Here is a 24,994-nt window from a genome sequence, read left to right as displayed (position 1 = left end):
GGGTCGGGGTCGGCGGGCGGGGGCGGAAAGTCGTCCACCACCACGGGGGTGGAATTCGGAAGCTACTCACGTGCCCGTGCCCGGTCAACGCCATCCGGTGGGTGATCGGCGCGAACGGCCCTGATCAGCGCATCCGGGATGATCCGACACGCCGGGTGCGTTCCGGTCGGGCCCGCCCCGCGCGCGAAACGGGGGCGCCCGCCTCGGCGAGCACCGCCTTTCGCGTGTTCGGACGGGTTACCAAGCGTGCACGAATGTCGTAACTTCCGGGCTAGGCGTCCGGCGTCCCGGTACGCAACCCCGTTCGACGACCGGCCTCACGTGGCGGCAGCGCGTGGGTGCTCCGTCCTCACGCACGGAGCCCGGACGGGGTGGACGGTGCTTCTCCTCCGCGCCGTCCCTGGCCGAACCGGAGTCCGCACCTCCTTTGTAGACCCCGCTCCGGACCGCTGCAATCCCCAGCGGGCTGATCGTTTCCGGGCGGGCTTCCCGCTGGTGGCGCGGGTCAGCGGCCGCGGCGCAGCCTGCGCAGTCCCCACCAGGCGGCACCGGCGGCGGCCACCGCTCCCACGCCGACCCCGGCGGCGGTCACCGCGGCCCGGGACGGGGTGGGGAAGCGGGCGCGCAGCGAGACGGGCTGCTCGAACGCCAGCGACGGCCAGCCGCGCTGGGCGGCGTGCTTGCGCAGCCCGCGGTCCGGGTTCACCGCGGTCGGGTGGCCGACGACCTCCAGCAGCGGCAGGTCGGTCACCGAGTCCGAGTACGCGTGGCAGGCGGCCAGGTCGTAGCCGTGCAGCTCGGCGAGCTCGCGGGCCGCCGCGGCCTTGTTCTCCGCCGAGCAGTAGAATTCCACGTCACCCGTGTACCTGCCGCCGGAGACCACCATCCGGGTGCCCGCGGAATGCGTCGCACCGAGCAGCGCGGCGATCGGAGCCACGACTTCTTGCCCGGAAGCGGAGAGCACCACGATGTCGTGGCCCTGCTCCTTGTGCTCCGCGATGAGCTGGGTGGCCTCCTTGTAGACCAGCGGGTCGACGATGTCGTGCAGGGTTTCCTCGACGATCGCGTTGACCTGCTCGACATCCCATCCGGCGCAGAGCGAGGTGATGTGCGCGCGCATCCGGTCCATCTGGTCCGCGTCGGCACCGGCCAGCATGAACACGAATTGCGCGTAGGCACTTTTGAGCACCGCCCTGCGGTTGATGAGGCCTTCTTGGAAGAACGGTCTGCTGAATGCGAGCGTGCTCGATTTGGCGATGACCGTTTTGTCCAAGTCGAAGAATGCCGCCGCCCGAGGCTCGGTGGCGGCCGGTGGGTTCGCGGGCGCTGTCACGAGGCACAGCATACGAAACATCGGCGATGTCCGGACGGCTGCACGTTCCGCCGATCGCACCAGTCACCCACGGTGTCGGAGCGCCTCCCGCGGGGGTGGGGCCAGGCGTGCGCCCGCGCGGGATGGCCTGCACGCTGAGTTTCCGGGGGTGCGTGCGGCGGCCGACGTTCCTCCTAATGGACGGGGCGCGTGTGAGGGGCACGGGGCGCTACAGTTGAGGGGTCCGGGAGCCCCGGACGGGTTCAGCTCGACCCCCCGGAGCTGAACTCTCGACGACCCCCGTCCCTCCCCCCTGACGGGGGTCGTCCCATTTCCACCGGGCGGGTCGCCCTCGTTCGGCTTTCGCCGCTCCCGCGCTGCCGGGCCACCCTTTCCATTGTTCCCGCGACCGGGCGCGGGCCCTTTCCGCGCTGCCGGGAGATGATCTCCGGCGCATCCGGTCGAGTTCTCCGCCCCATCGGAATGGCATTGTCGAAGTGGCGCGCATGTGCGGTTTTCCCTGACCAGCGGTTCGGTTTCGGCAATCTCCGACCATCCGGCTCGCTGAACCGGGGGACAGGTTGTCCACAGGTACCCGTTTCGTCCACAGATTCGCGATTCGGGGATCGACGCGGGGTTCCGCCTCGGTCACCGTTGATGACGAGCGGGAGAACGGCCGGAACCACCTTCGGACACCCGCGATCAGCCCGGATCCGAACGGGGACCTCGCATGTCCACGACCACCACGCCGCTGCTCATCACCGCCGACGAGGCGCTCGCTGAGGACGTCGCCCGCCTCGCCGCCGTCGCGGGCTGCGAACTGCGGCGGCACGACGGCGGGACCGCCCCCGGCGACCGCTGGCGGGATGCGGCGCTCGTCCTGCTCGACGGCCCGGCCGCCGCCGAGGCGCTGGTCGCGGAACTCCCGCGCCGGCCAGGCGTCGTGGTGCTGACGAGGGGCGGGGTGGGACCGCTGTGGCGACCGGCGTTCGAGGTCGGGGCGGAAGCGCTGCTCGGTCTGCCCGCCGAGGAGTTCCGGCTCGTCGAGCTGCTCACCGATGTCGCCGACGGCGCTCGCGCGTCACCCGGGGACGGCCGGGTGCTCGCCGTGCTCGGCGGCGCGGGCGGTGCCGGGGCGTCCACCCTGGCCGCGGCCACCGCGGTGACCGCCGCCCGTCGCGGGGACGGCGCGCTGCTGCTGGACTGCGATCCGGCCGGTGGTGGGCTCGACCTGACCGCCGGCGTGGAGGGCTCCTCCGGGCTGCGCTGGTCCGGGTTGTCGGTCGGTGACGGCCGGATCCCGTCGGGTGCGCTGCGCGCGGCGCTGCCGGGCCGCCGCCTCGGGCGGGGCAGGCTCACCGTGCTCTCCTGCGACCGGAGCGGCCCGGCGAACGGCCCCACCGCGACCTCGGTGCGCGCGGTGCTCGACGCGGGACGGCGCGCCGGGGACGTGGTGGTCTGCGACCTGCCGCGGACGCCGTTCGAACCGGCGGCGGCAGTGCTGCGGCGCGCCGACCTGGTCGTCCTGGTGGTTCCGGCCGAAGTGCGCGGCTGCGCCTCCGCGGCGAGCACCGCCGAGCTGGTGCGCGAGCACGCGGCCGGGCCGGTGCTGGCGGTCGTGCGCGGCCCGGCCCCGGGCGGGTTGCGCGTCGACGACGTCGAACGCGCGGTGGGCGTCGAGGTGCTCGCGGTGCTGCGGACCCAGCCCGCGCTCGCCGCCGCCGTGGACCGCGGCGGGCTGTGCGCCACCCGGGCGGGCAGCCGTGGGCCGATCGCCCGGGCCACCGGCGAAGTACTCCGCGTCCTGGACGAACTCGTGGCCGGACGGGCGGTGGCGTCGTGCACACCGAGCTGATCGAACGGGTGCGCCGCAGGCTCGCGGGCAGCGGCGCACCGCTCAACCCGTCCGCGGTGGCCACGGCCGTCCGCGAGGAGTCCGGCGGGCTCGTCGCCGACACCGACCTGCTCGCCGCGCTGCGCGCGCTGCAGCAGGAATTCCTCGGGGCCGGGGTGCTCGAACCGCTGCTGCGGGACCCGCGGGTCACCGACGTGCTGGTCACCGCACCCGACCAGGTGTGGGTGGACCGGGGAGACGGCCTGCGTCGCTGCTCGGTCACCTTCCCCGACGACGACGGGGTGCGGCGGCTGGCCCAGCGGCTCGCGGTCGCCACCGGCCGCCGGCTGGACGAAGCGCAACCGTGGGTCGACGCGTGGCTGCCCGGTGCGGAGTCGGGGGAGGCGGTGCGGCTGCACGCGGTGCTGCCACCGATCGCCGCGGACGGCACCTGCCTGTCCCTGCGGGTGCTGCGGCCCGCTTCGCACGACGTGGGCGCGCTGCGCCGCCTCGGGACCTTCGACGAGGAGCGCGCCACCGCGCTGCGAGAGATCGTCCGGCACCGGCTCGCGTTCCTGGTCACCGGCGGCACCGGCGCGGGCAAGACGACCCTGCTCGCCGCGCTGCTCGGCGAGGTGGGCCGGACCGAACGGATCATCTGCGTGGAGGAGGCCGGGGAGCTGCGACCCGAGCACCCGCACGTCGTCCGGCTGCTGACCCGGCCGGCGAACGTGGAGGGCGCGGGCGAGGTCCGCATCCGCGACCTGGTGCGCCAGGCGCTGCGGATGCGCCCCGACCGGCTGATCGTCGGCGAGGTGCGCGGCGCGGAGGTCTGCGAACTCCTGGCTGCGCTGAACACCGGGCACGACGGGGGCGGCGGGACCGTGCACGCGAACTCGCCCGCCGAGGTCCCGGCCAGGCTGGAAGCGCTCGCCGCGCTCGGCGGGCTGTCCCGGCAGGCGCTGCACAGCCAGCTCGCGGCGGCCGTGCAGGTCGTGCTGCACGTCCGGCGCGCCACCGGCGGAGGCAGGTACCTCGCCGAGATCGGGGTGCTGCGCCGCGAGGGAGACCTGGTGCGCGTGGTGCCCGCCTGGGAACGCGGCACCGGCTGGGGCGAGGGCAGGCCGGACCTGCTCGCGCTGCTGCGAGCGCGCGGGGGTGATCTGCCGTGCTGAGCGCACTGCTGTCCGCGATGGCCTTGCTGACCTGGCCGGACGTCCGCGCCCGGACCCGCATCGCCACCGTGCGGCCGGGGCCGGAACCGGTGCGGCGCCGCGCCCCGTCCTTCGGCGCGGCCCCGTGGGCGGTGCTGGGCGGAGTCCTGTTCGGCACCGCGCTCGCCGGGATCGGCGGCCTGCTCGCCGCCGCCGCGCTCGCCGCGCTGGGGATCTGGTGGTGGCGGGGACGCGGTGCGGATCGGCGGCGGACCGCCCGGGCGGCCGCACTCGCGTCCGCGCTCCGGATGCTCGTCGCGGAGCTGCGCGCTGGAGCACACCCGGCCGCGGCGGCCGAGGGCGCTGCGGCGGAGTCCGACCCGGCCGTGGCAGGACTCTTCCGGGACCTCGCCGCCACCGCGCGGCTCGGCGGGGACCCGGCCGCGGTGCTGCTGGCCGCCGCCGACCCCGCCGGTGCCGGTCCGGCGCGAGCGGACCCGCTGGCGCGCGCCGGTCGGGCGTGGGCGCTGGCCGATCGGCACGGGGTCGCGCTCGCCGAACCGCTGGATTCCGTGCGCCGCGACCTGGAACACCGGGTGGCCTTCGCCAGGGACGTGGACGCGAAGCTCGCCGGTCCGCGGTCCACGGCGGTGGTGCTCGCCGCGCTGCCGCTGCTCGGCCTCCTGCTGGGCCAGCTCTCCGGCGCGGCACCGCTGGCGGTGCTCGCGCACGGGGTGCTCGGCCAGGCGCTGCTGGTCGGGGGAGTGGCGCTGTTGTGCGCGGGCGTGGTGTGGACCGTCCGGCTCACCGAATCGGTGGTGCGGACGTGAGCGCCGCCGAACTGGCCGGGGCCACCGCGCTGACCGGGGCCACCGCGCTGACCGGGGCCACCGCGCTGACCGGAGCCGTCGGGAGCGGCGCGCCGTGGGCCGCTGCGCTCGCCGGGTTGGGCCTGCTGGTGGTGCCGTCCGGTCCCGCCCGGGCGCGGCTGCCACCCGCACCCGCCCGACCCGGGTGGTCCCCGGCGGTGGCCGAGTGGTGCCGCGGTCGGCGGGCGGCGCTCGCGGCGGTGGTGGGCGGGCTGTGCGGCGCGCTGCTCGGCGGACCGGTGGGTGCGCTGCTGCTGGCGGCGGTCGGTTTCTGGTGGTTCCGGCGCCAGGCGGCGGGTGAACCGGTGGACCCGTTGGCACTGGCCGCGGGATGGGACCTGCTCGCCGCCGGGATGCGCGCCGGACTGCCGCCGGTGGTGCTGGTGCGTGCGGTCGCCGCCGAGTTGCCCGGTGCGGCGGGGGACGCGTTGCGGGAGGTGGCAGGACTGCTGGAACTCGGCGCCGACCCGGTCGCGGCCTGGGACCCGGCGCTGCGCCATCCCGGCACCGCCGAGCTGGCGAGAGCCGCCCGGCGCACGGCCCGGACCGGGAGCGCACTGGCCGAGGTCGCCGCCGAGCTGGCGGCCGAGTCCCGCGCCGAGCTGGCGGATCGCGCGCAGGCGCGGGCCCAGCGCGCGGCGGTGTGGGTCGCCGCCCCGCTGGGGCTGTGCTTCCTGCCCGCGTTCCTGTGCCTGGGCGTGCTCCCGGTGGTGGTCGGCATGGTGCAGCGCCTGCCGCTGCCCTGGTGACCGCGACCGCGCGATCAGTGCGCTGCGGGAGGAATCCGGGCGGGTGCGCCCGGCGAACGGATGTCGATGGCGGAGGCCGGGGGGCCGACCGGCGGTGGAGAGGAGAAGGTGATGACGGTTCGAACCGAGTGCGCGGTGCGGACGACCGACGGCGGGCTGCACCTGGTCGCGGGCGCGCGGCGGCGAGTCCGGCGGCGGTGGCGGGCCCTGTTCCGCGGTGACGGCGGGATGAGCACCGCCGAGTACGCCATCGGCACGATCGCCGCCGCGGCGTTCGCCGGGGTGCTCTACGCGGTGGTGACCGGGGCCTCGGTGACCGACGGGCTCACCTCGCTGATCGAGCGCGCCTTGCAGGACGGCGTCGGATGACCGCGCCGTCCGGTGCGGCGGGGAACCGGCGCTCCTCCGCCGAAGCGGACCACGCCGGTGGAGCGGCAGCGGATCGCGGTGCGGTGACCGTCGAGGCCGCGATCGGCATCGGCGCGGTGATGGCGGTGTTCCTGCTCGTGCTGGCCGCGTTCGGGGTGCTGCTCGGGCAGCTCCGCTGCACCGACGCCGCGGTCGAAGCGGCCCGGTTGGCGGCCAGGGGCGATCACGACGGCGCCCGCGCCGCGGTGGCCCGGTCGGCTCCGACGGGATCCGAGCTGGTGCTCGCGGCCGAGCGCGGGCTCGTCATCGCGGAGGTCACCGCGCCGTCCGGTCCGGGACTCCTGCCGCAGCAGTGGCGGAGCAGCCGGGCCGCCGCGGCCCCGGAACCCGAGGCGCCGGCCGCCACGGCCCCGGAACCCCCAGGGCAGGCCTCCGCAGCGCCGCAGCCGGATGCGCCGATCCCGGTGGAGCCAGGATCGGACGAGCCGGACCGGCCACCAGCCCCCGGCGCCGAGCTCCCGCCCGCGGGCGGGCCACCGGCCACCCGGGGCTTGGCCGAACCCGCCCGAGCGGCACCGAGTCCGGGACCCGCCGCATGAGCGGGGGGGGGGGGGGGCGCCCCGCCGCCCCCCCCCCCCCCCCCCCCGCGCCCCCCCCGGCCGGCGCCCCCCCCGCGGGGGGGGGGGGGGGGCGGGGCCCGCCCCCCCCCCCCCCCACCCCGGCCGCCGGCCGGCCGATCGGAACGACCGGCTCGGAAGCGACGAACGGGAGGAGGTCACCGATCGCGGGGTCGCCACCGTGCTCGCCGCGGCCCTCGTCCTCGGCGTGATCGCGATCGTGGGTTTCGGCATGGTGCTCGGATCGGTCATGCTGGCCCGGCACCGCGCGGACGGCGCCGCGGACTTGGCGGCGCTCGCCGCCGCGGCCCGGGCCCAGCAGGGCGGCGCGCCCGCCTGCGCCGCGGCCCGCGGGGTCGCGGCGGAGATGCGGGCACGGGTCCTCGACTGCGAGCTGGCCGGTCTCGACGCGCGCGTCCTGGTCGAAGTTCGGGCCTCGATGGGCCTGGGCGGGCTGTCACCGCAGGTCACCGGGCGTGCCAGGGCCGGTCCTGTCACCCGTTCGCCGGATGGCGGCCCGCGCTGAGCGGTCCCGCGCCCCGGCTGAACGACCGGTGAGCGCGATCACGTCGCCGCGAACCGACACTCCGGCATATCAGCGCCCCTCTCGGCGACCGGACGCTCGTCGCCGCTGAGCGACCGGTCATCGACATGGGGGGTGTACGAGGCCGGGTGGGATGACGTTGATTGATGGAGCGGAAGCGAGCAGGAGATCCCGACATCGTGGTCGGTCTCAGGTGACCGGTCGCGGGGCAGCGGCCACACCGGTGCGAAGGCATCCGCCACGGTCGAGTGAGGAGAGGTAATGGACTGGTCAGCGGACAGGGGGCCCAGCGCTTCCGGAGCGAACGCTCCCGGAGGAGCCGGTGCTGCCGTGGAGGCCAGTGTCACCGGGTGGGCGGGCGCCTTCCGGATCGAGCTCCGGGTGCAGGCCATCGAGCTGGCGTCTCGCGGCTGGTCGGTGCTGCCCGGCACCTTCCCGGTCGGTTCCGAGGCGGGCGCCCGCGCCTGGTCCGGCTCCGACGCCGCGCACCCGGCGGGTGTCGCGCACCCCGTTCCCGTGCACGCGGACTGGCAGGACCGGCTCGGTGCCGGCGTCGACCAGGTCGCCCGGTGGTGGTCCGAGCAGCCGTACAGCCTGCTCGTCGCGACCGGTGACCAGGTCGAGGCGCTGGAGACCGGTGCCGAACTGGGCAGGCGCACCGCGCGGGCGCTGCGCTCGCTGGGCGTTCCGGTTCCGATCGTGGCGACCCCGGACGCCCGCTGGTACTTCCTCGCCGCAGGGGGCTCGGCCACCGCGGCGTGCCCCGAGCTGGTCGCGGCCGGAGCGGTCCGCAGGCACAGCGCCGGCAGCTGGCTGCCGGTTCCCCCGAGCACCTTCCACCACGGAGTCGTGCACTGGCGGGTCAAGCCGGAGGTCTGCGGGTGGCGGTTGCCGTCCCCCGAGATCATCGGTGACGCCCTGCGCATCGGTGCCGACGCCGTCCAAGACGTGGCCGAACTCGTCGTCGCGGGCAACTAGCCCGCCTCGACCGCGAACCAGAGTCGCCAGGGCACTGGACGCCCGACCCGTCCAGCTGGGCACCCCCGATGGGGACCGACGGCGGGGACGAGGGGGACCGGCGAACCCCCTCGCCCACCCGATCCGCCGTAGGCCCTAGCCCTGCCCGGCGTCTCCCCCGTGCGCGGTCGAGAGCACGTCGAGAACAGCCACCGCCCCCGCCTTGTCCAGTGGTTCATTGCCGTTCCCGCACTTCGGCGATTGAACGCAGGACGGGCAACCCGCCGGGCAGTCGCAGGAGACGATCGCCTCCCGCGTCGCGGCCAACCAGGGGAACAACGCGGCGAAGCCGCGGTCGGCGAAGCCGGCTCCCCCGGGATGACCGTCGTGCACGAACACCGTGGCCCGACCGGTGTGTTCGTGCAGGGCAGTGGAGACACCACCGATGTCCCACCGGTCGCAGGTCGCGAACAGCGGGAGCAAGCCGATCGCCGCGTGCTCGGCGGCGTGCAGCGCGCCGGGGATGCGCGCCGGGTCCAACCCGGCGCCCCCCGGCGCGCTGTCGGTCAGCAGTTCGTCGGAGATCGTGTACCAGACGGCGCGGGTGACCAGCTTGTGCGCGGGCAGGTCCAGCGGCACCTGGTCGAGCACCTCGCCGGAGGGCAGGGTTCGCAGGTAGCCGACGACCTGCGAGGTGACCTCCACGTCCCCGAGGCACACCGTGATCCCCGGCGCCGGACTCCGCTCCTGCACCGTGGCGAGCACCGAGATGTCCACGACGTCGCGCGGCGAGGTGTGCCACTCCGGGTTCTCCAGGTGTACCAGCGCGAGGCCGCCGTCCAGGTCCAGCTCGTCCACCACGAACGACTGCCCCTGGTGCAGGTAGACCGCGCCGGGATGCACCGTGGCGCACGCCGAATCCGGGTCGACGGTGCCGAGCATCCGCCCGGAGTCGCCCTCGACGACGGCGATCTGCTGCCCACCGGACCCGCGCAGTTCCACTTCCCGGTGCGGGCGTTCCCGCTCGGTCCAGTACCAGCCGCGCGGCCGCTTGCGCAGTACTCCGGCCTCGGTGAGCGCGTCGGTCGCGGTGCGGGCGGGCTCGCCGCCGAAGACCTCGAACGCCGCTTCGTCCAGCGGCAGCTCGGCCGCGGCGCAGGCCAGGTGCGGTTCGAGCACGTAGGGGTTCGCCGGGTCCAGCACCGTCGACTCGACCGGCCGGTCCAGCACGGCGGGCGGGTGGTTCACCAGGTAGGTGTCCAGCGGGTCGTCCCGGGCGACGAAGACGACCAGCGCGTCGTCCCCGTCGCGCCCGGCGCGCCCGGCCTGCTGCCAGAACGAGGCGAGCGTGCCCGGGAACCCGGCGACGACGACCGCGTCCAGGCCCGCGATGTCGACGCCGAGCTCCAGCGCGTTGGTGGCCGCGACGGCGAGCAGTTCCCCGCTCAGCAGCGCCCGTTCGAGCTTCCGCCGGTCCTCCGGCAGGTAGCCGCCCCGGTAGGCGGCGACCTTGTCCACCAGCGAATCGTCCACTTCGGACAGGGCGCGGCGGGCGGCCAGCGCGGCGAGCTCGGTGCCGCGCCGGGATCGGATGAACGCGAGCGTGCGGGCGCCTTCCACGACGAGTTCGGTGAGGATCCGTGCGGCCTCGCTCCCGGCGGAACGCCGGACCGGCGCGTCGTTCTCGCCGGATACGTCGTCCAGCAGCGGTGGTTCCCACAATGCGACGGTGCGGGCGCCGCGCGGCGAGCCGTCCGCGGTGACGGCCCGGCACTCGGCGCCGATCAGCCGTTCGCCCAGGGAGGCCGGGTCGGCCACCGTCGCGGAGGCGAGCACGAACACCGGTTCCGCGCCGTAGTACCGCGCGATCCGCCGCAGCCGCCGCAGCAGCAGCGCCACGTGCGAGCCGAAGACGCCCCGGTAGGTGTGGCACTCGTCGACGACCACGTAGGAGAGGTTGCGGAAGAACCGCGCCCAGCGGGAGTGCTGGGCGAGCACGCCGTGGTGCAGCATGTCCGGGTTGGTGAACACCCACCGGCCGTGCGCCCGCACCCAGTCCCGCTCGACGAACGGGGTGTCCCCGTCGTAGGCGGCGGCGCGGATCCCGTCCAGGCCCAGCTCGGTGGTGGACCGGAGCTGATCGGCGCCCAGCGCCTTGGTCGGCGACAGGTACAGCGCGGTGGCCCGGGCGTCGGTGAGCAACCGGGTGAGCACCGGCAGCTGGTAGGTCATCGACTTGCCGGACGCGGTGCCGGTCGCCACCACGACGTGCTCACCGGCCCACGCGGCTTCGGCGCCTTCGGCCTGGTGGCTCCAGGGGCGTTCGGCGCCGCGGGCGCGCAGCGCCTCGACCAGCGGTTCGGGCGCCCAGCCCGGCCAGTCCGCGTGCTGCGCGGGCCGTTCGGCGAGCTGCTCGACGTGCCGCAGCGGTGATTCGTCCGCGGGCGTGCCGGCCAGCACCCGGTCCAGCAGCCGCTTGCCGCTGCCGGTCCTGCCCGCTCTCCGGTGTGCCGAGTTCACGTGGTCGAGCGTCGCACAGCGCTGTTCCCGCACCGCACGCACGCGGAACCTGCGGCCCGGTGATCTCGTTCGGGTGGACTCGCCCGCCACCGCGCCGTCGTGGGCCGGGGCGCGGGCCGCGGGGGTGTGAGGTGGCCTGCGGGCGCGGCCGAGGCGTCCGCGCGGCGGTGTCCGCGCGGGTCTCCGGGGCCGCGACACGCCGGTTCGATCCGGCTGCGACACGCGATACACGAAGTCACCCGTTCGGTCCATGTAGAAGTGTGTCCGATCGGGTGATCAAGTCCTAACTGGATCGATCACTCGATAACGAAGCAGCACGTCGTTGCGAGGCGCACATCACACCGTGAAGTAAGACACGTCAGGCCTGAATAGACTTCGCGGCCACGACATCGATCGCGGACGGGCCCCGGCGGGCCGCTCGCGGCCGAGGCCGTACCGAGCGTCGGAGTGGACGCACCACCGCCTCTCCGGCGTGCCACCGAGCCACACCCGAGGAGGACGGATGTCCCTGCTGTCCCCGGTCCAGCCCGGCTGGGTCGCCCAGGGCACTGCACCACCGAGCTCGACGCACCGGATGGACCTCGCGCAGAACGCCCCCGGTGCGTTCGAACTCAGCGGCTCCGACTACGCCGTCGTCGGCGTGGTCCTGATCATCGCCTTGGCGGCGCTGGCCTTCGGCTACGTGCTGATCAAGGAGGTGCTGGCGGCCGGCCAGGGTTCGGCCAAGATGCAGCAGATCTCGCAGGCGGTGCAGGAAGGCGCCTCCGCGTACCTCAACCGGCAGTTCCGGACGTTGGCCGGCTTCGCCGTCGTGGTCTTCGTCGTGCTGTTCGTGCTCCCCGCGAACAGCACCGGCGAACGCATCGGCCGGTCGATCTTCTTCCTGTTCGGCGCGGCGTTCTCCGCCGCCATCGGCTACCTCGGCATGTGGCTGTCCACCCGCGCGAACGTGCGGGTCGCGGCCGCGTCGAACGATCCCGGCGCGGGCCGGGAGAAGGCGATGCGCGTCGCGTTCCGCACCGGTGGCGTGGTCGGCATGACCACCGTCGGCCTCGGGTTGTTCGGCGCGGCTCTGGTCGTGCTCGTCTACGCGGGCGAGGCACCGCGGGTGCTGGAGGGTTTCGGCTTCGGCGCCGCGCTGCTGGCGATGTTCATGCGGGTCGGCGGCGGCATCTTCACCAAGGCCGCCGACGTGGGCGCGGACCTGGTCGGCAAGGTCGAGCAGGACATCCCGGAGGACGACCCGCGCAACGCCGCGACGATCGCCGACAACGTCGGGGACAACGTCGGCGACTGCGCGGGCATGGCCGCGGACCTGTTCGAGTCCTACGCGGTGACGCTGGTGGCGTCGCTGATCCTCGGGACCGCCGCGTTCGGCCTCAAGGGGCTGCTGTTCCCGCTGATCGTGCCCGCGATCGGCGTGGTCACCGCGGTGATCGGCGTGTACCTGACGAAGGCCAAGGCGGGGGAGAGCGCGTTGACCGCGATCAACCGCTCCTTCTTCATCTCCGCGGGGATCTCGGCGGTGCTGTGCGCGGTGGCCGCGCTGGTGTACCTGCCGAACTCGTTCGCCGAGCTGGCCGGTGCCTCGCCGGAGGTCGCCGGCGCCAGCGGCAGCCCGGCGCTGATCGCGTTGGCCGCCGTGCTCATCGGCATCCTGCTGGCCGCGGTGATCCTGAAGCTGACCGGCTACTTCACCGCCACCGAGCATCGCCCGGTGCAGGACGTCGGCGAGTCCTCGAAGACCGGTGCCGCCACGGTGATCCTCACCGGCCTGTCGGTCGGCTTCGAGTCGGCCGTGTACACGGCGCTGGTGATCGGCGCGGCGGTGTTCGGCGCCTTCCTGCTGTCCACGACGCTGACGGTGGCGCTGTTCGCGATCGCGCTGGCCGGTTGCGGCCTGCTGACCACGGTCGGCGTGATCGTCGCGATGGACACCTTCGGCCCGGTGGCGGACAACGCGCAGGGCATCGCGGAGATGTCCGGTGAGTTCGAGGGCGACGGGGCGAAGATCCTGACCGAGCTGGACGCGGTCGGCAACACCACGAAGGCGATCACCAAGGGCATCGCCATCGCGACCGCCGTGCTGGCGGCGACCGCGCTGTTCGGCGCCTACCAGGACGCGATCGTGCAGGCCGCGCGCGCGGTCTCCACCACGATCACCGCGGAGGCGTACCAGGTGTTCGCGCCGAACGTGCTGGTCGGCATCGTGATCGGGGCCGCGGTGGTGTTCTTGTTCTCCGGGCTGGCGATCAACGCGGTGTCCCGGGCGGCCGGTGCCGTGGTCTACGAGGTGCGGCGCCAGTTCAAGCAGAACCCGGGGATCATGGACGGCTCCACTCGTCCGGAGTACCACCGGGTGGTCGACATCTGCACCCGCGACTCGCTGCGGGAGCTGGCCACGCCGGGATTGCTGGCGGTGCTGGCGCCGATCGCGGTGGGCTTCGGCCTGGGCGTGGGGCCGCTGGCCGGGTACCTGGCCGGTGCGATCGCCACGGGCACGCTGATGGCGATCTTCCTGGCGAACTCCGGTGGCGCGTGGGACAACTCGAAGAAGCTGGTCGAGGACGGCCACCACGGCGGCAAGGGGTCCGAGGCGCACGCGGCGACGGTCATCGGCGACACGGTCGGCGACCCGTTCAAGGACACCGCGGGCCCGGCGATCAACCCGCTGCTCAAGGTGATGAACCTGGTGTCGGTGCTGATCGCCCCTGCGGTGGTCACGCTGTCGGTGGGTGATTCGGCGTCGCCCGCGGTGCGCATCGCGATCGCGGTGGTGGCGGCGCTGGTCGTGGTGGGCGCCATCGTGGTGTCCAAGCGGCGCAGCACGGCCATCTCGGACGCGCCCGCCGACGACGACAAGATCGTCAACGGCGCGACCTGATCGGTGGCCGCCGCTCGTCCCGCGAGCGGCGGCGGTGCGGTGGAGGGGCGTTCGGCGTGCTCGTCGGGCGCCCCTCCGCTGTGCGCTGGGCGGACTCCGGTCGGCGGGGCCCCGGTTCCGGGGGCGGCCGTGCTGGTGCGGGAGAGTCGGGGAGCACGCCGACCCGACCTGAGGGAATGCGCATGAATATCCGTTCGACCTCCGTCGCGGTGCTCGCCGCCGTCCCGCTGGCGCTGGCCGGCTGCTCCCAGGGCGAACCGCAGCAGCCCGCCCCGCAGCAGCAGGAGCAGCCCCAGCAGCAGGAGCAGGGCAAGCCCGCGCAGGCGAGTTCCGACGGCGTGGCCTGGACCGGCGAGCTGTGCGGTCTCGTCGGCGGTTTCTCCGCTTCGCAGCAGCAGGCCCCGCAGGTGGACAAGACGAATACCGAGACCTTCAAGGCGTCGTCCATCGCGCAGATGACCGCTGCGCACGACGCCGCGGACCAGACGGTCACCGGGCTCCAGCGGATCGGCCCGTCGCCGATCGCGGGCGCCGACCAGGTGGCCACCACGTTCGTGGACGGATTCACCCAGGTCCGCGACATCCTCTCCGCGGCGAAGGGCAAGGCCGAGCAGGTCGACACCTCCAACGAGCAGGCGTTCACCACGGGCATGACCGGGGTGCAGGAGGAGCTGAAGAAGGGCCAGCAGCTCGACTTCAGCGCGCAGTTCGCCGAGTTCTCCAAGAACCAGCAGCTCAACGACGCCGCGATGAAGGCGCCGCAGTGCCAGCAGTTGACGCAGTCGGCCGCTCAGCAGGAGCAGCTCCAGCAACAGCAGCAGCAACAGCAGCCCCAGCAGCAGCCCCCGGGCTGACCCGGCAGGCGACTCCGCCCGAACGAGGTCGATCGATCCCTCGTCCGGGCGGAGGGCCCTGGTCAAGCTCGAACGGACGTTCTACGATCACGCATCGTGGACCAGCTGTCCTTCTTCTCCGCGGAGGCTCGCCACCCCCGGGTGGCCGACCTCGCGGGACTGCTGTGCGGCCCGGGCCAGGCCGTCGGGTTCGGTCGCGGCACCGCGGCCCGGCTGTCCGTGGTCGTCGCCGACGACTGGCGCGCCCGGTCGCTGGCGCGCGCCTGCGCCGACCGCGGGGTGGCCGCCGAGCTCGGTCGCTCCGAAGAGGGACACCCGCTGGTGCGCACCGCGTTCCGCGCCGACCTGACCGGCTTGGCCGGGCAGTGGCTGCGCGGCGCGGTGAAGTCGGTCCCCGCGGACTTCGCCCCCGACGGGGCGGCGCTGCGGCTGTGGGCGCTGACCGCGGGGAGGCCGGTGCCGGGCGGGTACCTGCTGGGCCTGGACCCGCACGCGCCGGAGACCTACGAGCCGTTGGCGGCGGCTCTGGCCAGGGCCGGACTGCCCGCGCGCTGCACGGGTCCGCGAGCGGGCGGACCAGCGCTGCGCGTCACCGGACGGCGCCGGATCGAGCGGCTCGCGGAGCTGGTCGGTCCGACCCCCGATGGTGCGATCGAGCGAACGTGGCCGCTCGTCTCCTGACGATCACGCCACAGGTCGGGGCAGGTCACGCAACGGAACAGGACCGGCACCCGATACGTTCGTACGGAACGGAAGACGCGAGCGCAGGCGTGTTGTGTGCCACGCTGTGCGTCCCTGGGTGCGGCATCCGGGGTGGTATGCGGTGCACACTGGCGGATCGGACGCCTCCGCGAGAAGAGAGCAGGTAAGCGTGGCTGGGTCGACACGGGCGAAGCAGAGCGGCGGTAACGGCCGGGCTTCGGGGTCCTCCGGCGGGACGGACTCCGGACGTCGGCGGTTGGTCATCGTCGAGTCCCCGGCCAAGGCACGCAAGATCGCCTCTTACCTCGGCACCAACTTCGTGGTCGAGTCCTCCCGCGGCCACATCCGCGACCTGCCGCGCGGCGCCGCCGACGTGCCCGCCAAGTACAAGGGCCAGTCCTGGGCGCGCCTCGGCGTGGACGTGGAGAACGACTTCGAGCCGCTGTACCTGGTGACCGCGGACAAGAAGTCGACGGTCAGCGAGTTGAAGGACGCGCTGAAGGAAGTCGACGAGCTCTACCTCGCCACGGACGGCGACCGCGAGGGCGAGGCCATCGCCTGGCACCTGATGGAGACGCTGAAGCCGAAGGTGCCGGTGCGGCGCATGGTGTTCCACGAGATCACCGAATCCGCCATCCAGGCCGCCGCCGCGAACCCGCGCGACCTCGACCAGGACCTGGTGGACGCGCAGGAGACCCGTCGCATCCTGGACCGGTTGTACGGCTACGAGGTCAGCCCGGTGCTGTGGAAGAAGGTCATGCCGAAGCTCTCGGCGGGCCGCGTGCAGTCCGTGGCGACCCGGATCGTGGTCGAGCGGGAGCGGGAGCGCATCAAGTTCGTGCCCGCCTCGTACTGGGACATCTCGGCGACGATGGACGCCGGGGCGAGCGCCGAGCCGCCGCGCTTCGGCGCCCGGCTGGTGACCGTGGACGGGGCGAAGGTGGCCACCGGCCGCGACTTCGGCCCGGACGGCCGGTTGAAGAACGCCGACGTGAAGCCGCTGGACGAGCCTGCGGCGCGGCGCCTCGCGGCGGCGCTGACCGACGCCCGGCTCAGCGTCTCCAGCGTCGAGGAGAAGCCGTACACGCGGAAGCCGTACGCGCCGTTCATGACCTCCACCCTGCAGCAGGAGGCGAGCCGCAAGCTGCGCTTCTCGGCGGATCGCACGATGCGCACCGCGCAGCGGCTGTACGAGAACGGCTACATCACCTACATGCGAACCGACTCGACGACGCTGTCCGAGACGGCGATCACCGCGGCGCGCAACCAGGCCAGGGAGCTCTACGGGGACAGCCACCTGTCGCCGCAGCCCCGCCAGTACAACCGCAAGGTCAAGAACGCCCAGGAAGCGCACGAGGCGATCCGCCCGGCGGGCGAGAGCTTCCGCACCCCCGGCCAGGTCGCGAACGAGCTGGACGTGGACGGATTCAAGCTCTACGAGCTGATCTGGCAGCGCACCATCGCCTCGCAGATGGCGGACGCGAAGGGCACCACGCTGTCGGTGCGCATCACCGGTACGGCGACCTCCGGTGAGGAGTGCACGTTCGCCGCGTCCGGCCGCACGATCACCTTCGCCGGGTTCCTCAAGGCGTACGTGGAATCGGTGGACTCGGAGGCCGGTGGCGTCGCCGACGACGCCGAATCGCGGCTGCCGCGGCTCAGCCAGGGCCAGGCGATCACCGCCGCCGAGCTGGAGCCGGACGGCCACAACACGAACCCGCCGGCCCGCTACACCGAGGCGAGCCTGGTGAAGGCGCTGGAGGAGCTGGGCATCGGCCGCCCCTCCACCTACGCGTCGATCATCAGCACCGTGCAGGAGCGCGGCTACGTGTGGAAGAAGGGTTCCGCGCTGGTCCCGTCCTGGGTGGCGTTCGCCGTGGTCGGGCTGATGGAGCAGCACTTCGGCAGGCTGGTGGACTACGACTTCACCGCGGCGCTGGAGGACGAGCTGGACCGCATCGCCGAGGGCCGCCAGCAGCGCACCAAGTGGCTGTCCGGCTTCTACTTCGGCGGCGAGGTCGGGCCGGGTGATTCGATCGGCCGCGCGGGCGGGCTCAAGAAGCTCGTCGGCTCCAGCGTGGAGCAGATCGACGCGCGCGAGGTGAACTCCATCCCGATGTTCACCGACGACGAGGGCCGCACCGTCTACGTGCGGGTGGGCCGCTACGGCCCGTACCTGGAGCGTCCGCTGAACGCGGAGGAGTCGCAGCGGGCGAACCTGCCGGACGACCTGCCGCCGGACGAGCTCAGCTCGGAGGTCGCGGAGAAGCTGTTCGCGACGCCGATGGAGGGCCGCAGCCTCGGCACCGATCCGGCGACCGGGCACGAGGTGATGGCGAAGGAGGGCCGGTTCGGCCCGTACGTCACCGAGGTCCTCCCCGAAGGGGACAAGTCGAAGCCGCGCACCGGCAGCCTGCTCAAGTCGATGTCGTTGGACACCGTGACCATCGACGACGCGCTGAAGCTGCTGTCGCTGCCGCGGGTGGTGGGCACCGACCCGGAGTCCGGCGAGGAGATCACCGCGCAGAACGGCCGCTACGGCCCGTATCTCAAGCGCGGGACCGATTCGCGGTCGCTGGAGACCGAGGACCAGATCTTCACCGTCACCGTCGACGAGGCGCTGAAGATCTACGCCCAGCCGAAGCAGCGCGGCCGCCGGGCCGCGGCCCCGCCGCTGCGGGAGCTCGGCGACGAGCCGGACACCGGCAAGCCGCTGGTCATCAAGGACGGCCGGTTCGGTCCGTACGTCACCGACGGCGAGACGAACGCCTCGCTGCGCAAGGGCGACGAGGTCGAGTCGCTGACGATGGACCGGGCCGTCGAACTGATCGCGGAGCGGCGGGCGAAGGCCCCGGCGAAGAAGAAGACGACGAAGTCGACCGCGAAGACCAGCACGGCGAAGTCGACGAAGAGCACCGGCACGAAGACGACGGCGAAGAAGTCGACGACCAAGACGGCGTCGAAGTCGACCGCGACCAAGTCGGGGACGTCGAAGTCCACCACCGCGAAGTCCGGCGCGGCGAAGAGCAGCACCGCGAAGTCGGCGAAGAGCCCGGCGTCCCGGGCGAGCGGCTCCCGCTCGTCCTCGTCGAGCCGCAGCACCTCGTCCACCAGCGGCAGCTGACCGCGGCTCCGGGCGCCGGGTCGCTGATCCGGTGTCGGCGCGGCCTCGTACAGTGCGTGTCGACGCAGGCGGCGCGACGACCCCGGAGGTGACGTGGTGGCGCAGGTCCCCGACCCGGTAGCGGGCGAAGTCCCCCCGGCGACCGGGGTGTGGGCGGACATCGTCGGCCAGCCCGACGCGGTGCGCACGCTGTTCGCCGCCGCGCAGGCCGCCCACCTCCAGGTCCGCGGCGAGCCCGCGCCCGCGGGCGCCATGACGCACGCGTGGCTGTTCACCGGGCCGCCCGGTTCGGGTCGTTCGGTGGCCGCCCGGGCGTTCGCCGCCGCGCTGCAGTGCCTGGAACCGGGCGAGGCGCCGGGCTGCGGCCGCTGCGCGGCGTGCCGGACGGTGGTGGCGGGGACCCACGCGGACGTGAAGGTCGTGGTGCCGGAGGGCTTGACGATCTCGGTGCGCGAGATGCGGGCCCTGGTGCAGGCCGCGGCGCGCCGCCCCACCACCGGCCAGTGGCGGGTGGTGCTGATCGAGGACTCCGACCGGCTCACCGAAGGCGCGGCGAACGCGCTGCTGAAAGCGGTGGAGGAACCGCCGGAGCGCACGGTCTTCCTGCTGTGCGCGCCGTCGGACCACCCGGAGGACGTGCCGGTCACGATCCGCTCCCGGTGCCGCGCGATGCAGTTGCGCACCCCGCTGGCCGGGTCGATCGCCGAGGTGCTGCGGGAGCGCGACGACGTCGGCGACGAGATGGCCCGGTGGGCGGCTTCGGTGTGCGGCGGGCACATCGGGCGGGCTCGGCGGCTGGCCACCGATCCGGAGGCCCGGGAGCGGCGGGACCGGGTGCTGAGCATCCCGGTGGGGCTGCGCCGGTTCTCGGACGTGTTCACCGCGGCGAGCGGGCTGGTGAGGTCCTCCGAGTCGGAGGCGACCTCGGCGAACGAGGACCGCAACGAGGCGGAGAAGGACGAGCTGCGCACCGCGATGGGTGCGGGCGGCACCGGCAAGGGCACGGCTTCGGCGACCCGCGGCGCGAACGCGGCGCTGAAGGAGCTGGAGAAGAAGCAGAAGTCGCGCGCGACGCGCTCGCAGCGCGACGCCCTGGACCTGGCGCTGGTGGACCTCGCCGGGTTCTACCGCGACGTGCTGGTCTCCCGGTCCGGGTCACCGGCGTCGTTGAACCACCCGGATTACGCCTCGGACGTGGCGAAGGCCGCATCGCAGTGGACGTCGGAGTCGACGCTGCGGCGGCTGGAGGCGGTGCTGGAGTGCCGCACCGCGCTCACCCAGAACGTGAAGCCGATCATCGCGGTGGAGGCGATGGTCGCGACCCTGCACCACGGCTGACGGGCGCAGGGAAAGGCCCCCGCGCTCTCCTCCCAGAGCGCGGGGGCCGTGGCTTGCGTGATCAGCCGCGCTGATCGAGGTTGGCGAGCCCCGCCAACGGGGTGCCGCTGAGGCCGTCGGCCAGCGGCTTGCCGACCGCACCGCCCGCGTTGCTCAGGTCGAGCAGGCCGCCCTTGGGCGTGCCGCCCACGGTGGGCTTGGTGGTGGGGGCCGTGGCGGTGGTGTCGCCACCGTCCTCGCCGTTGGAGCCGTTCTGACCGCTGGTGCCGGGCTTGCCGGGCTGCCCGCTCTGGGAGTCGGTGGTGGTGTTCACCTGGTCCGCGGGCAGCGCGTTGATGAGGCCGATCATCGAGGTGCCGAAGTCGTCGATGGTGTCGACGATGCCGCGCACGTTCTCGTCCTTCGCGAGGCCGTCCACCGGCGTCGCGCCGGAACGGGCGCTCTGCTGGGCGGGGATGACGCCGCCGATCGGGAGGTGGGCGCCCTGGGTGGCGACCGGATGGGTGTGGGCTTGGGTGAAGTCCTGCAGCGCGTCACCGATGACGTTGCCGTCACCGGTGCGGCCGGTGGCAGTGCCCGCCTGCTCGGCGAGGGCCTGCGGCGCGCGCACCACGTCGCCGACGGTCTGCTGCACGCCGTGCACGGTTCCGGCGGCGTGGAAGGCGGTCTGGGCGACCCCGTTGTCCACCGGCAGCTCGGCCGGGAACTGCGAGTCGGCGTGCGCGGTGCCGGCGAAACCGACGGCGCCGGCGCCCGCCAGCACGGCGGCGGCCGTGGTGAGGCTGCGTTTCATCGCCTTGCTCCTCTCTGCACAGGCCCTCACCTGTGCGCCAGAGGTCGCAGCGTACGGAGCCGGGACCGGCCACTAATCAGCGATCACAGCCGTCGCGGTGCGTCGACGGGGAGTGCGCTGAGCGGCCGGTTTCCGACCCGTTCGTGTGAGGCGGAAGATCTTGGAACTACTGTCCGGCGACGGAGGTCACGTCGATGGACTGGTTGAGGTGCTGCTGGCGCTTCGCCTGCTCCTCGCGCAGCGACTCGACGGTGTCGGCGAATTCGGCGTACGCGTCGCCTTCGTCGTCGAACCTGCTGTAGCGGCCCGCGCGTAATTCGACCGAGTGGTACTCGCGTTCGAGCACGTCGGCGGTCTGCTGCAGGCTCGCCGCGCGCTCCCGGTACTTCGCGTAGCCGCCGAACGCCGCCGCGACCGCCACCAGCAGGCTGATCGCCACCGCGGCCCAGCGCGCGCCGACGACCGCGGCGGAGGCCGCGGTGACGGTGGCGCTGATGATCGAGCCGGCGATCACCACGGTGTGCAGCACGTGGTCCTTCCAGCGGTGCCTGCCCGCTTCGGCGCGGTAGCGCTCGATCACGTCCGGCAGGTCGGCCCGGTAGCGCTTGCGCATGCCGAGCAGGTCGCCCGCGTTCCACTCGTCGAGTTGGTGCTCGCGGTGCGCGCGTTCCAGCTCGCGCAGTTCGGAGGCGACCGCGCGCACCGCGAAGTGGTGCCGGTAGGCGATGCGCCCCGACGCGGCGACCGAGCCGACCGGGATCGCCACGGCCAGCACCGAGACCGCCACCGGTGGTGCGAGCAGCACGATCCCGGAGATCGAGAGTCCGGCGAGGGCCACGTTCCCCGGACAGGTCCAGATCAGCAGGAGTCGTTGCAGGATGCGCGCTCGGTAGAGCTGTTCGGACAGCTCGCTGATGCGGCGCTCCCAGTCCTGCGGCTGGGTTTCCCCGGCGATGACCCCGCCCCCAATGATGCCCGTGCCCGCGTCCCAACGCTCCATCACATCGATCCTTCCGGCGTCACTGTGATCGAAGTAGTTCCCCAAGTACGACGACAATCGACCGGTCGGGTGATAGCTGATTGGGCTGATCGGCCTACACCCTGTTGCGCCATGTGATCACTGCAGGTCGGCCGGGAGGAATCTTCGCCGAAACCTGCCAGTGATAACAGCCGATGGCGCAAGTACTCAGTCGCCGCGACTACTCGCCCCGGATCGGGGCTCTCCACTGTGGCAGCGCACCCGTCCGGCCCAACCACGTGGGCCACGGTCGGCGCATCGCACCTGCCTGCTATGGGGCGCGGGGGCGCGTGCCGGGGGATTCCCCGGTGTCGCGGCGGCCGGTGTCGCAGGTGGTCCGGGGTGGCGCGGCGGAGCGGTGCGCGTGGTGCTCGGACCCGTTCGGATCCTGGTCTCGTCCGGTCTCGGCACGTATTTCGGGGCGCGGTTCGCGCATGGCTTTTCCGGGAGTTCCGAACGGGAGGTGGTGCCCGTCCGCGCGTCCCTCGCGCGGGCGGGGCCGATTCTGCCGGATTCGCCGTTCCGGCAGTTCAGTTCGGTGTGGCGGAATGCCCGAGGGCGGGCGGGACGATCTCCGCGGGCTTTCGTCGAATGCGCAATTCGGCGGCCGGTGGCGGGAATGGGTGGTCCCGCGCATTCCGGGAATGGACTGCTGCCGGGGGCCCGGGAAAGCCGGTCGCGGTCACGGCGGGCGCGCGGTCGCGGAGCCGACGGGGGAGGACGAAGAAAAGACCGCAGGTCCACCGGGGTGGTCCTGCGGTCTTCTCGGCGAGCCGCCTGAGGGAATCGAACCCTCGACCTACGCATTACGAGTGCGTCGCTCTGGCCGACTGAGCTAAGGCGGCGTTGCGGAGCAAGTGTAGCGGGTGGCCGCGACGGCCCGGCGAAGGGGTTGGCGGCCCGGTCGTGCGTCACCGGTTGCGCTGAAATCGGGCGTCACTCGGACGGGAGCCCGTCGTTGAGAGATTCGGTGACGCTCGTCACCACTTCTTCTAGGGAAGGCAGGTCGGATGCGATCAGCTCGACCGCTGCGTCGTTTCGCCGCCGCCACGACGGTGTCGCTGGCCGTCGCCGGGCTGAGCCTGCCCGCAGCGTTCGCGCAGACCACGCCGGTGCCGACGCCGGTGGACCCGGACCAGCCCCCGGCTTCCGAGGGGCCGGCCCAGCCGGGCCCGATCACGGCCGAGGTGGGCACCGGGATCGGCGTGCTGCGGGTGCTGCCCGGCGCGGTGCCGGGAGAGACGATCTTCGACGATCCCGCGTACGAGGACGCGCTGCGCAAGCAGGCGCTGCTCGAACTCGGGCTCGGGCTGGCGAAGTCGACGGCGAACTCCGAGGCGTACCTGGCCACCGAGCGCTCGACCGCCGAGGCCTCGCCGTTCGGCGCCGCGATCGGCGGGTACGCGCCGCAGGTACCGGGCGCGTCGGTCGCGCAGACCGCGGTGCCGGACCACGCCGAGCCGACGACCACCGGCGTGCAGCCGCCGCCGTCCCCGGCGGACGCGCTGGTGAAGCTGGGGCTGCTGGAGGGCAGCGCGCACGCCAGGTGGGACGAGCGGCTCGGACCGTGCGTCTCGCCGATCTCGGAGGCGAGCAGTTCGCTGGCGAGCCTGTCGGCGGTGAACGTGCTGCCCGCGCTGCCGGACACCCCGCAGCAGGACGGCGACCAGCACGCGGCGCTCGCGGGCGCCCCGGGGTCGCCCGCCCGGCTCGGCGGTCTGCTCTCCGGTGGGGGACCGACCGAATCGGGCGCGGGTTCGCTGGTGCACGTGCCGGACGCGGTGCGTGCGCACTCCAAGATCGAACTGGTCGACGTGCCGGGCTCGGCGGGCAAGGCGGTGCGGTCCACCTCCACGATGCGGCTGGCGAGCGTGCGGTTGCTGTCCGGCACGCCGCAGGAGCTGCGGGTCGACGTGGTGAGCGAGCCGACGCTGACCGTCACCGCCACCGGTGATCCGGCCACGTCCACCGTGGACTACGAGGCCCCGGTGCTGCGGGTGACCCAGGGCGGGCGGGAACTCGCGGAGCTCGACGCGGCGAACCCGCAGGCGGACCTGCCGATCGGGCTGCCGGGCGTGCCGGGCGAGCTGCCGGTCGTCGGTCCGGCGGTGAACGACCGCGTGCTCGACCTCGGGGTGCTGCGGCTGAGCATCGGCGAGCTCACCCAGGAGGCGAACGGCACCGAGCTGCGCGCCGGTGCGCGGATGTTCGACCTGAAGCTGCTGCCGGGCACGGCGCTCGGCATGCCGGACGCGGCGCTGGCGGAGGTCTCCTTCGGCGAGCAGACGGCCCGCGCCGGGGCACCGGCGGGCGGCGTGCACTGCGACGTGCCGCCGGCCCCCGCTCCCGAGCAGCCCGCGCCACCGGCGCAGGGCGCCGCCGCTCCGCCGCTGGCCAAGACCAGCGGTGCGTACTACACGATCCCGCTGTTCTGGACCGGGACGGGCCTGCTGCTGCTCGGTTCGGTGCTGGTGGCCGCGGTGCCGCGCCGCCAGGGGTGACCGCCGTCGTCCCCCGGCCCCGAACCGGGGGACGGCGACGGTGAGCCGCGGCTGCTCCTGCTGAGCTCGTGCGGCTCGGCCGGGTCCGGTGCGGGTGGCCTGCTCGGTGGAGCGGATCCGGGGCGCGGGCGGCGAGCAGCGCCCGCTTCGCCGGTCCGCGACGGGGCCGGGTCCGCGGGGGCGGCACCGCTCGGCCGGTCGTCCGGCGGCGTGGACCGCCCCCGGACGCGACGAAGGCCCTCCCCATCGGGAAGGGCCTTCGGGTTGCTCAGGGCGTCAGTGGTCGCCCTGCTCCTTGGCCCGCTCGTAGGACCGCTTGATCTCGGCTTCGGCCTCGGTGCGGCCGACCCAGGTGGCGCCTTCAACGCTCTTGCCGGGTTCGAGGTCCTTGTACACCTCGAAGAAGTGCTGGATCTCCAACCGGTAGAACTCCGCCAGGTGGTGGATGTCGCGCAGGTGCTCCTGGCGCGGGTCGTCGGAGGGGACGCAGATGACCTTGTCGTCGCCGCCCTTCTCGTCGCGCATCCGGAACATGCCGATCGCGCGCGCGGTGATCAAGCACCCTGGGAAGGTGGGCTCCTGCACCAGCACCAGCGCGTCCAGCGGGTCGCCGTCCTCACCGAGGGTGTCCTCGACGAAGCCGTAGTCGGCCGGGTACTGGGTGGCGGTGAACAACGTCCGGTCCAGCCGGATCCGGCCGGATTTGTGGTCCACCTCGTACTTGTTCCGGTTCCCCTTGGGGATCTCGATGGTGACGTCGAAGTCCACGCGGTTCCTCACTCGTTCTAGCCAGCTTGCTCGTCGAGACCGTGCCCGACCGTCCGGCCGCCGTTGCCAGGCCGGTCCCGCATCCCG

18 protein-coding genes, 1 tRNA gene and 1 pseudogene are annotated in these 24,994 nt (G+C 73.5%); 14 read left to right on the top strand and 6 right to left on the bottom strand.

Translation table 11 applies throughout. The features are described 5' to 3' along the window. Positions 1–505: 505 nt before the first annotated feature. Positions 506–1,345 carry an HAD family phosphatase gene (locus LCD35_RS13805; protein WP_224957299.1) on the bottom strand — a complete coding sequence of 280 codons (840 nt, stop codon included), beginning with the start codon at positions 1,343–1,345 and terminating at the stop codon, positions 506–508. A gap of 697 nt (positions 1,346–2,042) precedes the next feature. On the opposite strand from LCD35_RS13805, the gene ssd reads away from it, so the two are divergent. The 8 genes and pseudogenes from ssd to LCD35_RS13765 all read left to right on the top strand — a co-directional run bounded on the left by ssd (position 2,043) and on the right by LCD35_RS13765 (position 8,426). After that, positions 2,043–3,167: a septum site-determining protein Ssd gene (ssd, locus tag LCD35_RS13800; RefSeq protein WP_224978195.1), complete on the top strand. Its 1,125-nt coding sequence runs from the start codon at positions 2,043–2,045 to the stop codon at positions 3,165–3,167. Continuing rightward, on the top strand, positions 3,152–4,321 hold the full coding sequence (locus LCD35_RS13795; RefSeq protein ID WP_225044295.1) for a TadA family conjugal transfer-associated ATPase: 1,170 nt from the start codon (positions 3,152–3,154) through the stop codon (positions 4,319–4,321). The genes ssd and LCD35_RS13795 overlap by 16 nt, the downstream gene beginning before the upstream one ends. Further along, positions 4,315–5,130 carry a type II secretion system F family protein gene (locus LCD35_RS13790; RefSeq protein WP_224966662.1) on the top strand — a complete coding sequence of 272 codons (816 nt, stop codon included), beginning with the start codon at positions 4,315–4,317 and terminating at the stop codon, positions 5,128–5,130. The genes LCD35_RS13795 and LCD35_RS13790 overlap by 7 nt, the downstream gene beginning before the upstream one ends. After that, entirely contained in the window at positions 5,127–5,918 is a 792-nt protein-coding gene (locus tag LCD35_RS13785) for a type II secretion system F family protein (protein ID WP_225044294.1), read from the top strand. The genes LCD35_RS13790 and LCD35_RS13785 overlap by 4 nt, the downstream gene beginning before the upstream one ends. A gap of 111 nt (positions 5,919–6,029) precedes the next feature. Then, positions 6,030–6,287: a DUF4244 domain-containing protein gene (locus tag LCD35_RS13780; protein WP_225044293.1), complete on the top strand. Its 258-nt coding sequence runs from the start codon at positions 6,030–6,032 to the stop codon at positions 6,285–6,287. After that, the gene (locus LCD35_RS13775) at positions 6,284–6,886 is read left to right on the top strand and encodes a TadE family type IV pilus minor pilin (protein WP_225044292.1); all 603 of its coding nucleotides are present in this window, start codon (positions 6,284–6,286) and stop codon (positions 6,884–6,886) included. Before LCD35_RS13780 ends, LCD35_RS13775 begins: the two co-directional genes overlap by 4 nt. A gap of 193 nt (positions 6,887–7,079) precedes the next feature. Continuing rightward, positions 7,080–7,430 (top strand): annotated as a pseudogene (locus tag LCD35_RS13770) (Rv3654c family TadE-like protein); the annotation flags it as partial. A gap of 348 nt (positions 7,431–7,778) precedes the next feature. Beyond that, a complete protein-coding gene (locus LCD35_RS13765; protein ID WP_224966666.1) occupies positions 7,779–8,426 on the top strand; it encodes a bifunctional DNA primase/polymerase in 648 nt (215 codons plus the stop codon). A 135-nt stretch (positions 8,427–8,561) separates the two neighbouring features. Here the strand turns inward: LCD35_RS13765 and LCD35_RS13760 are convergent, their stop codons facing one another. Continuing rightward, positions 8,562–10,925, bottom strand: a complete 2,364-nt coding sequence (locus LCD35_RS13760; RefSeq protein WP_225044291.1) for a DEAD/DEAH box helicase — start codon at positions 10,923–10,925, stop codon at positions 8,562–8,564. Positions 10,926–11,499: 574 nt separating this feature from the next. On the opposite strand from LCD35_RS13760, the gene LCD35_RS13755 reads away from it, so the two are divergent. The 5 genes from LCD35_RS13755 to LCD35_RS13735 all read left to right on the top strand — a co-directional run bounded on the left by LCD35_RS13755 (position 11,500) and on the right by LCD35_RS13735 (position 19,827). Then, a complete protein-coding gene (locus LCD35_RS13755) occupies positions 11,500–13,809 on the top strand; it encodes a sodium-translocating pyrophosphatase (protein ID WP_224959749.1) in 2,310 nt (769 codons plus the stop codon). 182 nt (positions 13,810–13,991) lie between these two features. Then, positions 13,992–14,663, top strand: a complete 672-nt coding sequence (locus tag LCD35_RS13750) for a hypothetical protein (protein ID WP_224959746.1) — start codon at positions 13,992–13,994, stop codon at positions 14,661–14,663. A gap of 96 nt (positions 14,664–14,759) precedes the next feature. Next, the gene (locus LCD35_RS13745) at positions 14,760–15,344 is read left to right on the top strand and encodes a hypothetical protein (RefSeq protein ID WP_224959744.1); all 585 of its coding nucleotides are present in this window, start codon (positions 14,760–14,762) and stop codon (positions 15,342–15,344) included. Positions 15,345–15,534: 190 nt separating this feature from the next. Continuing rightward, positions 15,535–18,489, top strand: a complete 2,955-nt coding sequence (gene topA, locus LCD35_RS13740; protein ID WP_224959742.1) for a type I DNA topoisomerase — start codon at positions 15,535–15,537, stop codon at positions 18,487–18,489. 96 nt (positions 18,490–18,585) lie between these two features. Continuing rightward, positions 18,586–19,827, top strand: a complete 1,242-nt coding sequence (locus tag LCD35_RS13735) for a DNA polymerase III subunit delta' (protein WP_224959740.1) — start codon at positions 18,586–18,588, stop codon at positions 19,825–19,827. Positions 19,828–19,888: 61 nt separating this feature from the next. Here LCD35_RS13735 and LCD35_RS13730 read toward each other — a convergent pair whose 3' ends face one another. From LCD35_RS13730 to LCD35_RS13720, 3 genes are all read right to left on the bottom strand, one after another. Next, positions 19,889–20,620 carry a hypothetical protein gene (locus LCD35_RS13730; protein WP_224959738.1) on the bottom strand — a complete coding sequence of 244 codons (732 nt, stop codon included), beginning with the start codon at positions 20,618–20,620 and terminating at the stop codon, positions 19,889–19,891. A 166-nt stretch (positions 20,621–20,786) separates the two neighbouring features. Next, positions 20,787–21,620: a DUF4231 domain-containing protein gene (locus LCD35_RS13725; protein ID WP_224959736.1), complete on the bottom strand. Its 834-nt coding sequence runs from the start codon at positions 21,618–21,620 to the stop codon at positions 20,787–20,789. A 789-nt stretch (positions 21,621–22,409) separates the two neighbouring features. Then, positions 22,410–22,483 (bottom strand) — tRNA-Thr (locus LCD35_RS13720). Between the two features lie 165 nt (positions 22,484–22,648). On the opposite strand from LCD35_RS13720, the gene LCD35_RS13715 reads away from it, so the two are divergent. Next, positions 22,649–24,139: a hypothetical protein gene (locus tag LCD35_RS13715; protein ID WP_224959734.1), complete on the top strand. Its 1,491-nt coding sequence runs from the start codon at positions 22,649–22,651 to the stop codon at positions 24,137–24,139. Between the two features lie 276 nt (positions 24,140–24,415). Here LCD35_RS13715 and LCD35_RS13710 read toward each other — a convergent pair whose 3' ends face one another. Continuing rightward, the gene (locus LCD35_RS13710) at positions 24,416–24,907 is read right to left on the bottom strand and encodes an inorganic diphosphatase (RefSeq protein ID WP_224959732.1); all 492 of its coding nucleotides are present in this window, start codon (positions 24,905–24,907) and stop codon (positions 24,416–24,418) included. Positions 24,908–24,994: the final 87 nt, after the last annotated feature.

It is taken from the genome of Saccharopolyspora sp. 6V, from assembly GCF_020176785.1.
Lineage (GTDB): Bacteria > Actinomycetota > Actinomycetes > Mycobacteriales > Pseudonocardiaceae > Saccharopolyspora_C > Saccharopolyspora_C gregorii.
The sequence above is the reverse complement of the archived record's forward strand: the minus strand, read 5'-3'. Positions and strand labels throughout refer to the sequence as shown.